The organism is Kribbella alba (assembly GCF_039529635.1).
GTDB lineage: Bacteria > Actinomycetota > Actinomycetes > Propionibacteriales > Kribbellaceae > Kribbella > Kribbella alba.
On sequence record NZ_BAAANE010000004.1, the window covers coordinates 758,517 to 769,917 of the forward strand.

Annotated in this window: 12 protein-coding genes; 1 reads left to right on the top strand and 11 read right to left on the bottom strand. The window is 68.3% G+C overall.

Going from position 1 to position 11,401, the window contains the following annotated elements; genetic code table 11:
• Positions 1–27 precede the first annotated feature (27 nt).
• Positions 28–588 carry an rRNA adenine N-6-methyltransferase family protein gene (locus ABD210_RS10335; protein WP_344110815.1) on the bottom strand — a complete coding sequence of 187 codons (561 nt, stop codon included), beginning with the start codon at positions 586–588 and terminating at the stop codon, positions 28–30.
• A gap of 79 nt (positions 589–667) precedes the next feature.
• Positions 668–943: a helix-turn-helix domain-containing protein gene (locus ABD210_RS10340; protein WP_344110816.1), complete on the bottom strand. Its 276-nt coding sequence runs from the start codon at positions 941–943 to the stop codon at positions 668–670.
• A gap of 53 nt (positions 944–996) precedes the next feature.
• Between ABD210_RS10340 and map the strand changes: the two genes are divergently transcribed.
• Positions 997–1,764 carry a type I methionyl aminopeptidase gene (gene map, locus ABD210_RS10345; RefSeq protein WP_344112034.1) on the top strand — a complete coding sequence of 256 codons (768 nt, stop codon included), beginning with the start codon at positions 997–999 and terminating at the stop codon, positions 1,762–1,764.
• A 39-nt stretch (positions 1,765–1,803) separates the two neighbouring features.
• On the opposite strand, the gene ABD210_RS10350 is transcribed toward map, so the two are convergent.
• From ABD210_RS10350 to bioB, 9 genes are all read right to left on the bottom strand, one after another.
• A complete protein-coding gene (locus ABD210_RS10350) occupies positions 1,804–2,931 on the bottom strand; it encodes an Rv2578c family radical SAM protein (protein WP_344110817.1) in 1,128 nt (375 codons plus the stop codon).
• Between the two features lie 48 nt (positions 2,932–2,979).
• A complete protein-coding gene (locus ABD210_RS10355) occupies positions 2,980–3,672 on the bottom strand; it encodes an NAD(P)-dependent oxidoreductase (RefSeq protein WP_344110818.1) in 693 nt (230 codons plus the stop codon).
• A gap of 327 nt (positions 3,673–3,999) precedes the next feature.
• Positions 4,000–5,556, bottom strand: coding sequence for a glutamine-hydrolyzing GMP synthase (gene guaA / locus ABD210_RS10360; protein ID WP_344110819.1), 1,557 nt, complete (start codon positions 5,554–5,556; stop codon positions 4,000–4,002).
• Between the two features lie 37 nt (positions 5,557–5,593).
• Positions 5,594–6,616 (bottom strand): cytochrome P450 family protein, encoded by a 1,023-nt coding sequence (locus tag ABD210_RS10365; protein WP_344110820.1) that lies wholly within the window; start codon positions 6,614–6,616, stop codon positions 5,594–5,596.
• 94 nt (positions 6,617–6,710) lie between these two features.
• On the bottom strand, positions 6,711–7,397 hold the full coding sequence (gene bioD / locus ABD210_RS10370; protein WP_344110821.1) for a dethiobiotin synthase: 687 nt from the start codon (positions 7,395–7,397) through the stop codon (positions 6,711–6,713).
• Between the two features lie 23 nt (positions 7,398–7,420).
• Positions 7,421–8,542 (bottom strand): 8-amino-7-oxononanoate synthase, encoded by a 1,122-nt coding sequence (locus ABD210_RS10375; RefSeq protein WP_344110822.1) that lies wholly within the window; start codon positions 8,540–8,542, stop codon positions 7,421–7,423.
• A complete protein-coding gene (gene bioA / locus ABD210_RS10380) occupies positions 8,542–9,861 on the bottom strand; it encodes an adenosylmethionine--8-amino-7-oxononanoate transaminase (protein WP_344110823.1) in 1,320 nt (439 codons plus the stop codon). The genes ABD210_RS10375 and bioA overlap by 1 nt, the downstream gene beginning before the upstream one ends.
• A gap of 43 nt (positions 9,862–9,904) precedes the next feature.
• Positions 9,905–10,159 (bottom strand): biotin synthase auxiliary protein BsaP, encoded by a 255-nt coding sequence (gene bsaP / locus ABD210_RS10385; RefSeq protein ID WP_344110825.1) that lies wholly within the window; start codon positions 10,157–10,159, stop codon positions 9,905–9,907.
• Positions 10,156–11,151 (bottom strand): biotin synthase BioB, encoded by a 996-nt coding sequence (bioB, locus tag ABD210_RS10390; protein ID WP_344110826.1) that lies wholly within the window; start codon positions 11,149–11,151, stop codon positions 10,156–10,158. Before bioB ends, bsaP begins: the two co-directional genes overlap by 4 nt.
• Positions 11,152–11,401 lie beyond the last annotated feature (250 nt).

Genomic DNA, 11,401 nt, shown 5'->3' on the forward strand with positions numbered 1-11,401 from the left:
CTCTGAGAAGCGGGGCCCGTGGTTTTCCTAAGGTCTGGTCCTGGTGCGGCGCTTGCGCAGCACCAGGACGGCTGAATCGACATGGGGTGGTGGGGTGAAAGCCTTGCGGGGAAGGCGGATCCCGATCGAGAGGTCGTAGTACTGCGACCAACGGGCAGCTCCGGGAGCGGCACCGTTGATCCAGCGGTTCACCACCGCACGCTGCAGTACGAGATCGGCCGACACCAGGCGTGAGCCGGGCTCGAGCAACCTCTTCAGCAACGCAGTGGAGATCCCGTACGGCGGGCTGGAGACCACCCGGAACGGCCGCGACGGCAACCGGAGATCGGCAGCGTCAGCACGAACCACCGTCACCGGTGCATCCGCGAACCGCCGACGCAACCGGTCGGCACGACCAGGGTGGAGTTCCACGGCGACCACCTGAGCTCCGGCGCGAACCAGCGGCGCGGTCAACGCACCGAGGCCCGCTCCGACGTCGAGGACGAGCTCACCGGGTCTGATCCCGGCCGTGTCGACGACGCGTTGGGCCCAACGACTATCGAGCGGATGCCATCCCCAGGCACCCCGTGCCTGCCCGGAGCCGGGCACGGCGAACCATCACGAAGTAGTTGATAGACATGGCGCGACCCTAGAGCCAGGATCCCCTGTGGCTCAACGGGTTTTCGGGCTAAGCGATCAGGCCGGGGCGGGTGACCGGCTTCTCGTCCTGACAGGCGCTGACGAGTGCGTCCACTGAGATGTTCAAGGTGGCGGCGACGGCGGCGACGGTGAACAGGGCCGGAGTGGGGATGCGGCCGGTCTCGATCTTGCGCAGGGTGTCGACGGAGACCCCGCAGGCGGCGGCGACGTCGACCATGCTCCGCTCGCCGCGTGCCTCGCGCAGCAGACGGCCGAGCTGACGTCCGCGTTCGCGGTCCCAACTGGAGAGCGGTGGTCGAACCATGACCGTGATAATAGTACCGGTATAACTATCACGTGAAGTTGAGGAAGAAGCAGATGGTCGAACTGAAGACGGCGGCGGAGATCGAGCAGATGCGCGCGGCCGGTCGAGTGGTCGCCGCGGCGCTCACCGCGGTGAAGAAACACGCCGCGGTCGGCGTCTCCCTGCGGGAACTGGACGAGGTCGCACGCGAGGTGCTGGGGTCCGCCGGGGCGGTGTCGCTGTTCGAGGGATACCAGCCCGGCTTCGCGACCAGCCCCTTCAGCGGCGTCATCTGCACCTCCGTGAACGATGCCGTGTTGCACGGTCTGCCGACGGACCTGCGCCTGGCCGACGGCGACCTGCTGAACGTCGACTGCGGGGCCTCGCTCAACGGCTGGTGCGCCGACTCGGCAACCAGCTTCGTGATCGGTACGCCGCGCGCCGAGGACCTCGAGTTGATCGCCACCACGGAGCAGGCGCTCGCCGCGGGGATCGCGGCGGCGGTTCCCGGTGCCCGGCTCGGCGATATCAGCGCGGCAATCGGCGAGGTGGGGCACCAAGCCGGCGTCGGCACCAACCTGGACTTCGGCGGTCACGGCATCGGCCGCCGCATGCACGAGGACCCACACCTCCCGAACGACGGCCAGCCTGGGCGCGGGTTGAAGCTCCGCCCGGGACACGTGATCGCGATCGAGCCGTGGTTCTGGCAAGGCCCCGGCAGCGTCTACGTGATCGACGACGACGGCTGGACCCTCCGCTCGGCCGACCAAAGCCGCGGCGCCCACGCGGAACACACAGTCGCCATCACCCCCGACGGCCCCGAAATCCTCACCCAGCGCTAGCAGCCTGCGAAGTATCCGCCCGCGCTGCATTGAACGGAATCAGAAGAGCGCTTGCTGTTCCGGGCCGGGAGCGGCGGCGGGTAAGGGGCCTGTCGCCTCCACGACTCCAAGCTGCGAGCCCGAACCAGGACCAGAGGCCCCGGCTCGGTCCGCGGTGGAGTCGGTGGAGTCGGTGGAAGTGAGGTTGCCTTGGCGGCTCTCGCGGGAGCGGTGGCGGGAGCCCTTGCCGAAGCCGTGTTTGTCGAGGAGGGGGCGGACCTTGTCCTCGAAGGCATTGCGGTAACTGGGGGAAGCGTTGGAGCCGTGCGCGTACAGGGATTCGTAGCGCTTCACCAGGTCTGGTCGCTCGGACGCCAGCCACGACATGAACCACTCCTTCACGCCGGGCCTCAGATGCAGCACCAACGTCGTCACCCCGGTCGCACCGGCCTCCGCCAATTCCCCGAGCAGGTGGTCGAGCTGCTCAGCGGAATCCGTCAGCCAGGGCAGGACGGGCGCCACCATCACGCCGCACGGCAGCCCGGCCTCGCGCACCGCGCGGATCAGCTCCAGCCGAGCTCGCACAGATGGCACGCCAGGCTCCACAAGCCGGCGGAGCTCCTCGTCGGCGAGCGCCAGCGAGACCCCGAGCCCGACCGGGACCTGCTCAGCCGATGCCACCAGGAGATCCAGGTCTCGCTTGAGCAGAGTCCCCTTCGTCAGGATCGACAGCGGCGTACCGGAGCTTGCCAGGGCCTCGATGATGCCTGGCATCAGGCGGTAGCGACCCTCGGCCCGCTGGTAGGGATCCGTATTGGTGCCGAGGGCAACTTGCTCGCCACGCCAGGAAGGCCGGGCCAACTCGCGGCGCAGCACGTCGGCGACGTTCGTCTTCACGACGATCTGCTGGTCGAAGTCGAGCCCCTGATCCAGCTCGAGGTAGCGGTGACTCGGTCTCGCGAAGCAGTAGCGGCAGGCGTGGGTGCAGCCGCGGTACGGGTTGATCGTCCAGTTGAACGGCATCCCCGACCCCGGCACGGAGTTCAGCGCGGATCGGGCCAGCACCTCGTGGAACGTCACGCCGCGGAACTCCGGCGTCGTCACGCTCCGCACCAACCCCGCGATCAGCCCGAGCCCGGGCAACACCCCCGGAGTCTCCGCGTTGATTTGCTGGCCTGCCCATCGCATGGACTACAGTCGAACACATGTTCGCCAGGCTTTCAACTCGGCCCGCGCCTACTTCTTGCGCGCTTCGCGCCACATCATCGACAGCAGGCTGGGGTTGTCGACCGTGGTGATGACGTGAGCCACCTTCCGGACGAACCGCTGGTCCGTCGCCTGCAGCAGTAACGCGGCCGCCAGATCCCGCCGCGAGGTGAGCCGCCCGGGCCCGTGTTCCGCGGTGATCGAGTACTCCGTCACCTCCGGCAGGTCGAACAGCCCCGACGGCCGCAGTACGGTCCAATCGGTGTCGCTGTCCGCCATCAGCTCCTCGAGCCGCCGCATGTCGTCGTAGACCGTCTTGCCCAGGACGTTGGTGACATATGGCTGAAGTACCCGGTTGAAGAGGAAGCCACCGGTCGGCTCCGGCTCGCCGGTGACGGCACCTGAGGTGACCACCACGAACCGGGACGTCCCGAACCGCTTCATCGCATCGAGGGTGTTCCGGCCGCCTCCCGAGTAGACCTCCACCTGCTCCTTGGTGAAAGGAGTCCCCAGCGCCGACAGCACCACCTCGCTCCCGTCCACCACCGGATCAACGGCATCCGGGTCAAGCACGTCCCCGCCCGCCACCACCAGCTTCTGATGCACGATCGGAAACTCGTCCGGCCGCCTGGTCAACGCCACCACGTCATGCCCTGCCGCCAGCGCCTGCTCAGTCAGCAGCCGCCCGGTCGGCCCATTAGCCCCCAGAATCGCTATCCGCATCTCAGCTCCAGATCCACCAAGGGGTCCACATCGGACCCGACAGGTCTGAGAGAGATCCGCGTCATCAGATGTGACACGAGGGCGCCGAAACCGACCGAAGCCGCCGGGAGGACGGAAACTTTTGGGCTGTGGGTTGAAACTTCTTTCCGTCCTGTAGCGGGGAGCCGGGCCCCGACGCTACGGCCTACGGCAGGCGACGACAGAAGCAGCACCGACGTGGCTCTGTCGCGTCCACAGAACAGCACCGACTCACGACAGAAGCAGCACCAACGTGGTTCTGTCGCGATCAGCTGGGAGCCGCGGCGGGACGAGCGGGCGCGCGGAGTACTACTCCCACTCGATGGTGCCCGGGGGCTTGCTGGTGATGTCGAGGGTTACCCGGTTGACCTCGTCGACCTCGTTGGTGATCCGGGTGGAGATCTTCTCGAGCACCTCATACGGAAGACGCGCCCAGTCGGCCGTCATCGCGTCCTCGCTGGTGACCGGGCGCAGCACGATCGGGTGCCCGTAGGTGCGCCCGTCGCCCTGAACCCCGACCGACCGGACATCCGCCAGCAGCACCACCGGGAACTGCCAGATGTCGCGATCGAGGCCGGCCGCGGTGATCTCCGTGCGGGCGATCAGGTCGGCCGCACGGAGGATCTCGAGCCGCTCCTTCGTCACTGCGCCGACGATGCGGATCGCGAGTCCGGGGCCTGGGAAGGGGTGCCGGTAGACCATCGCCTCCGGCAGGCCGAGCGCCAGGCCGAGTTCGCGGACCTCGTCCTTGAAGAGCGTCCGCAGCGGCTCGATCAGCGCGAACTGGTGATCTTCGGGGAGTCCGCCGACGTTGTGGTGCGACTTGATGTTCGCCGTACCGGTGCCGCCGCCCGACTCGACCACGTCCGGGTACAGCGTGCCCTGGACCAGGAACTCGATGTGCCGCTCGGCGTCCAGCTTCTTCGCGGTCGCCTCGAACGTCCGGATGAACTCGCGCCCGATGATCTTCCGCTTCTGCTCGGGATCCGTGACCCCCTCCAGGTGCCCGAGGAAGTGGTCCTCCGCGTCGACCACCTCGAGCCGGATCCCGGTCGCGGCGACGTAGTCCTTCTCGACCTGCTCGGACTCCCCCGCGCGCTGCAGCCCGTGGTCGACGTACACGCAGGTCAACTGGTCGCCGATCGCCTTGTGCACGAGGGCCGCGGCCACGGCCGAGTCCACGCCGCCGGACAGCGCGCAGAGCACCTGCTTGTCGCCGACCTGCTGACGGATCAGCGCGACCTGCTCGTCGACGACGTTCGTGGTCGTCCAGTCACCCGTGCAGCCCGCGATGTCATAGAGGAAGTGCTCCAGCACGGCCTGTCCGGCCTGCGAGTGCAACACCTCGGGGTGCCACTGGACCCCAGCCAGCCGACGATCCAGATCCTCGAACGCAGCAACCGGCGCACCCGACGATGCAGCCAGTACTGCGAACCCGGCCGGCGGCGCGTGCACCGCGTCGCCGTGGGACATCCAGACGTTGAGGTCCTCGGGGATGCCCTGCAGGAGGGTGCCGGCAGAACTCACGGTGACCGGCGTCCGGCCGAACTCGCGCAGCCCGGTACGCCGTACGTCGCCGCCGAGCGTCTGGGCCATCGCCTGGAAGCCGTAGCAGATCCCGAACGCGGGAACGCCCGCGTCGAACAGCCCCGAGTCCACCCGCGGCGCGCCCTCGGCGTACACGGACTGCGGTCCGCCGGACAGGATGATCGCCTTCGGGTTCCGGGCCAGCATCTCCTCGACCGGCATCGAGTGCGGCACGATCTCGGAGTACACCTTCGCTTCGCGTACCCGGCGGGCGATCAGCTGCGCGTACTGCGCACCGAAGTCGACGACGAGTACGAGGTCATGCTCAGCTGAGGTCACCCGCAAAGGGTATCGGTGCAGGTCAGCCGGGCTGTAATCAGCGCCGAACCAGCAACCGGGCCGGGGCCCTGAACGACAACAGGTCGATCATCGGCGGCTCCGCCTCAACAGCCGCTACTGCGCTCAGCAGGTCGGCCGCGCACTCCAGAGCGACGCGGGCTTCGAGGCGGGCCAGCCCCGCTCCGAGGCAGCGGTGGATGCCCAATCCGAAGGCGAGATCCGCCGGGCCGCCGTGGCCGGTCAACCCGAGCAACACCGGCGCATCGGCCGGCAACTCCACCTCACCGACAGCCACCGCTCGACTGGTGACGCGACGCCAGGTGGGGACGGAGGAGGACTCACGCAACACCTCCTCCACCAGGTCCACCGGGGCGTCCAGACAGGCCCGGCCGGAACCGATCACGCGGTGGAACGCCGCGGAAATGAGCTGGGTTGTCGTCTCCTGCCCGGCGATCAGCAGGAAGTAGGCGACCGCGCACACCTCTTCATCGCTCAAGCCCAGCTCGACCAACACCCCGAAGAGGTCATCCCCAGCGTGTGCGCGAGCAGCCTCGGTCCGCTTCCGCAACCACGCGTAGAACTCAGCTGCACTGTGGGCAAGCTCCAGTTGCCGGTCCTCGTCGGGCCAACCCCAGAACAACTCCAGCGATTCACGGCTCCACGCCTTCAACGCCGGTACGTCGACATCGTCCAGTCCCAATAGATCCAGCAGCACCAGCGCGGGCGGCTCCGCAGCAACCACCTCGACCAAATCCACCACGTCACTCTGCGAGCGAGCCGAGGCATCAGCGACTCGCTCAGCCACCAGCCGACGGGTCAGCGGCTCCACAGCAGCAACCCGGGCAGGACTGAAGAACCGCGCGACAGCGGCGCGGATCGGCCGATGCGAAGGCCCGCCATTGTTCGCCAACGTCGGCGGGAGCGCGAACCCCACGGACGACAACGCTCGCAACGCCTTCACGCTCAGCGACCTGTGCGCGACCACAGCGTTGTCCGGCCGGAACGTCTCCGGGTCCAACAAGACCTCACGAACCTCACGCGGCTCATCGATCACCCACATCCCCAGCCCCTCGTCATACCGAGCCGGGCAACGGGCACCCACTTCCGCCCAGGTCCGGGACGTCGTCTGCGCGGAAGCGTGGCTCGGCAAGGTCTCAGCCGAAGTCAAGGGATGCCAGCCAGGTGGGGGCCGCGCGGGTGAAGGCCTGGCGGTCGAGCTGACCTGCGCCGGCTGGGATCCGCCCGACAACGGGTACGCCGGTCGTCGCCGGCAGGTCCTCCAGATTGCATTGCTCGGCGAGATCCGGCTCAGCGGGCCACGAACCGATCACCAGACCAGCGATCGGCAGACCGCGCGAGCGCAGCGCCTCCACCGTCAGCCCCGCGTGGTTCAGTGTCCCGAGGCCAGCGCGAGCCACCACGACGAAGGTGAACGGGACCTCCAGCCGCCCGGCGAGGTCGGCGAGATCGTGCCCGTCCTCGTCCAGACCGACCAGCAGACCACCCGCTCCCTCCACGATCACCAGCTCCCGCTCAGCCGCGAGGTCCCCGATCGTCTTCGCGTGGGTGTCGACGGACGGGAGTGGGACACCCTCGCGGCGGCCGGCGGTCGTGGGGGCCAGCGGGTCACGGAGCCGGATGCCTTCGTGCAGGTCGGTCAGCCCGGTCAGGCGTCTGACCTCGTCGAGATCACCTGGTTCGTCGCCTGTCACGCCCGTCTGGGCCGGCTTCATCACCGCGACCGAGCCCCGGGCCGAAGCCACGACGGCGAGCGCCGCGGTGGCGACCGTCTTGCCGACATCGGTGTCGGTCCCGGCGACGAAGAGGACCGCTGGGGACACTCTCTTGGCAGTACCAGCAGAACTCACGAGACCTCCCGGACAGCGGCGATGATGACCTCACATGCATGGTCCAACTCATCGCTGGACAAGCCTGCGTGCGCGGTCAACCGCAACCGGCTGATGCCGTCGGGGACCGACGGCGGCCGGAAACTCCCGACCCGAACGCCGTTCTCGAAGCACAGCTCGGCGGCACGCACGGCCTCGCGCGGCCCAGGCATCGGGACCGAGACGACCGCCCCCGCTGAAGGAGCGACACCACAGGCAGTGGCGAGCCGGGCCGCCGTGGTGTGGATCGCCTCCGGGCGGTTCGGCTCGTCCGCGAGAATCCGAAGCGCCGCGAGCGCCGCGGCGCAAGCGGCCGGGTTGAGGCCGGTGTCGAAGATGAACGGCCGGGCACGGTTGACCAGATGCTCGCGCAGCAACGCCGGGCCAAGCACGACACCGCCCTGCGACGCCAGCGACTTGGACAGCGTCATGGTGACGATCACGTGATCCAGACCCGCCAAGCCTGCGGCCGCGACAGAACCACGACCGGCCCCCGTGACTCCGAGACCATGCGCTTCGTCCACCAAGAGCGCGGCGCGGTGCTCCGAACACACCGCGGACAGCTCGGCCAAAGGTGCCGCATCACCGAGCACGCTGTAGACGGACTCGACCAGCACGACGGCCTGCGGTTCGTTGCGCTCGGCAAGGGCTTTGCCGATCGCGTCGACATCGTTGTGCGGGACCACCTCCACCCGCGACCGGGACAACCGGCAGGCATCCACGATCGACGCGTGCACATGCTCGTCCGACACCAGCAGCGTCCCGGGGCCGCCGAGCGCGGTGACGACCCCCAGGTTGGCCAAATACCCCGACGAGAAGACCAGCCCAGCCTCGTGCCCGGTATATGACGCCAGCTCGGATTCCAGCTCAGCATGCAGTGCCGTAGTACCGGTGACGAGACGCGAAGCGGTCGCGCCCGCACCCCACTCCCGTACTGCGGCAACGGCTGCCTCGACTACTCGGGGATCACGAGCCAGCCCCAGATAGTCGTTCCCCGCCAGATCAATCAGTACTTCGCCGGCCGCGCGGGGGCGGAGCCGCCGGGTCAGTCCGCGGGATTCCAGCGCGGCGGCCTTCGGAGCGAGCCAGTCCTCGAGCATCAGTTGCCCTCAGCAATCGCCTCGGTGATCGCGCCGGTGATGGTGGCGATCTCCTCGTCCGTGCAGATGTACGGCGGCATCGTGTAGACGAGGTCGCGGAACGGCCGCACCCACACGCCCCGGCGCAGTACCGCCTCTGTCATCCGCTGCAGGTCCACCGGTCCCCCGAGCTGAACGACCCCCACTGCACCGAGCACTCGGACGTCCTTGACACCCGGCAACTCGGCAGCCGGCGCCAGCCCGGAAGCCAAGCCGGCGGAGATCCGCGAGACCTCGGCGGACCAGTCCTGCGACAGCAGCAACTCCACGCTCGCCAGCGCGACTGAACACGCGAGCGGGTTGGCCATGAAGGTCGGCCCGTGCATGAGCGCCCCGCCGGGACCGCGCGACACGGTGTGCGCCACGTCCGTAGTACAGAGGGTGGCTGCCATCGACAGGTAGCCGCCAGTCAGGGCTTTGCCGACGCAGAGGATGTCCGGGTCGATCCCGGCGTGCTCGGAGGCGAAAAGCGTGCCCGTGCGGCCGAAGCCGGTGGCGATCTCGTCCAGGATCAGCAGAAGGCCGTGCTCGTCGGCCAGGTCACGGAGAACCTTCAGACAAGCGGGGCTGTAGGGATACATCCCGCCCGCGCCTTGCAGAATCGGCTCGACGATGATCGCCGCCACCTCGTCTCGGTGCTCGGCCGCGATCGACGCAAGAGCAGCCGCCCAGGCCAGGAACTCGGGATCATCAGCTGGCCGGTCGAACCCGCTGGGCGGTTGCGGGCCGAAGACCTGCTCCTTCAGCGCACCCGTGAACAGCGAATGCATGCCGCTGACCGGATCGCACACGCTCATCGGCGCGAAGGTGTCGCCGTGGTATCCACCGCGAACGGTGAGCATCCTGGTCCGGCCCTCGTGGCCGCGCGCGACCTGGTACTGCAGGGCCAGTTTGATCGCGACCTCGACCGAGACCGAGCCCGAGTCGCAGAAGAACACGTGCTGGATCGGCTCCGGGCTGATCTCCACCAGCCGCTCGGCGAGCCGAATCGCGGGCTCGTGCGTCAGCCCACCGAACATCACGTGGCTGAACTGATCAACCTGATCACGAAGCGCCGCGTCCAGGACCGGGTGACGGTAGCCGTGGATCATGCACCACCAGGAAGCCATCGCGTCGATCGCCTCGACCGTCTCACCGGCTCCGTCGTCCAGCCTCAGCCGGACTCCCTCCGCGCCCCGGACGAGGCGCATCGGGGACGGCTCGCTCAACGAGGAGTACGGATGCCACAGCAGCTCGGCATCCCTCTGCAGCAGCGTCTCGCCGCTGACTCCAGCCGCCATCTCCACAACCCCTTCTCAACCCGCCGAGCCGACTCTAAGTCGGTTACCGACCCGTAACTCCGCGTCCTGCCCGGCGCCACGGGTCCCGTCCCGGGCCGTCGGAGGAGAACTCGCCGTGCACCGAGCAGCGGGCGGACCAGCCCATCGGATGCACCTGGACGATCATCCGCCGCCGGCACTGGTCGCAGTACCGCGGTGGTTCCAGCGTGAGCGCCCGGCGGCAGTCCTCGTGGGTGCCGCCGGCGACCTCACCGCCGCAGTGGCCGCAGTAGAGCGCGGTGTTCACGGTCGCGTTCACAGAGTCTTCTGGAGTTCCTTGACCGGCATCTTCAGGTCGGCCAGCAGATCCAGGTCCGCGGTCGCCGGGCGGCCCAACGTGGTCAGGTAGTTGCCGACGATGACGGCGTTGATGCCGCCGAGCATGCCCTGGCGGGTCCCGAGGTCGCCCAGCGTCAGCTCGCGGCCGCCGGCGTACCGAAGGACCGTCTTGGGCATCGCGAGCCGGAACGCCGCGATGGTCCGCAGCGCGTCCTTGCCGGCCATGATCTCCATGTCACCGAAGGGCGTGCCCGGGCGCGGGTTCAGGAAGTTGAGCGGCACCTCCTGCGGCTCCAGCTCGGCCAGCTGCGCGGCCAGCTCGGCGCGCTGCTCCAGGGTCTCCCCCATGCCGACCAGACCACCGCAGCACAGCTCCATCCCCGACTCGCGAACCATCACGCAGGTCTCCCAGCGCTCCTCGAAGGAGTGCGTGGTCACCACGTCACCGAAGTACGAGCGGGCCGACTCGAGGTTGTGGTTGTAGCGGTGCACGCCCATCGCCTTGAGCTCGTCCACCTGCTCCTGGGTGAGCATGCCGAGCGAGCAGGCGATGTTGATGTCGACCTCGGCGTTGATCGCCTCGATGCCCGCCTTGACCTGGGACATCAGCCGCGCGTCGGGCCCGCGCACGGCGGCGACGATGCAGAACTCGGTCGCACCGGTCTTGGCGGTCTCCTTGGCGGCCTCGACCAACTCGGGGATGTTCAGCCAGACCGACCGGACCGGGGAGGTGAACTGGCCGGACTGGGAACAGAAGTGGCAGTCCTCGGGGCAGCCGCCGGTCTTCAGCGAGATGATGCCCTCCACCTCGACCTCTTCACCGCACCACTTCACCCGGACGTCGTGCGCGAGGGCGAGCAGGTCCTCGAGTTGGTCGTCCGGCGATCGCAGCACCTCGACCAGCTGCTCCTGGGAGAGGCCGACGCCTCGCTCCAGAACCTGCGCGCGCGCCACCTCGAGGATGTCGTTCATGGTTCTCCTGCCTCATCGAACGGTCGGCCCACAGTAAGCCAGCCGGGCCCGGACGCTCTGCGAGGGGCGTCACGCTGGAACAGGCCGGGGTGAACTGGCTCAGCGGACCGGGGAAAAAGTTTTGGAGAACTTCGTGACCTTCAGTGAGGCCTCTCGTTGATGTGTGCAGAGGCGGTGATCGCAAGATGACCGCCACCCGGTTACGAGGAGCGACTGAAATGTCGATCATTACGATCAGCACGCAGAGTGG

Bases quoted from the DNA above. Each gene is read 5' to 3' on its own strand.
- ABD210_RS10340 (WP_344110816.1), bottom strand. From the start codon at position 943: ATGGTTCGACCACCGCTCTCCAGTTGGGACCGCGAACGCGGACGTCAG.
- map (WP_344112034.1), top strand. From the start codon at position 997: ATGGTCGAACTGAAGACGGCGGCGGAGATCGAGCAGATGCGCGCGGCC.
- ABD210_RS10350 (WP_344110817.1), bottom strand. From the start codon at position 2,931: ATGCGATGGGCAGGCCAGCAAATCAACGCGGAGACTCCGGGGGTGTTG.
- ABD210_RS10355 (WP_344110818.1), bottom strand. From the start codon at position 3,672: ATGCGGATAGCGATTCTGGGGGCTAATGGGCCGACCGGGCGGCTGCTG.
- ABD210_RS10365 (WP_344110820.1), bottom strand. From the start codon at position 6,616: ATGTGGGTGATCGATGAGCCGCGTGAGGTTCGTGAGGTCTTGTTGGAC.
- ABD210_RS10375 (WP_344110822.1), bottom strand. From the start codon at position 8,542: ATGCTCGAGGACTGGCTCGCTCCGAAGGCCGCCGCGCTGGAATCCCGC.
- bioA (WP_344110823.1), bottom strand. From the start codon at position 9,861: ATGGCGGCTGGAGTCAGCGGCGAGACGCTGCTGCAGAGGGATGCCGAG.
- bioB (WP_344110826.1), bottom strand. From the start codon at position 11,151: ATGAACGACATCCTCGAGGTGGCGCGCGCGCAGGTTCTGGAGCGAGGC.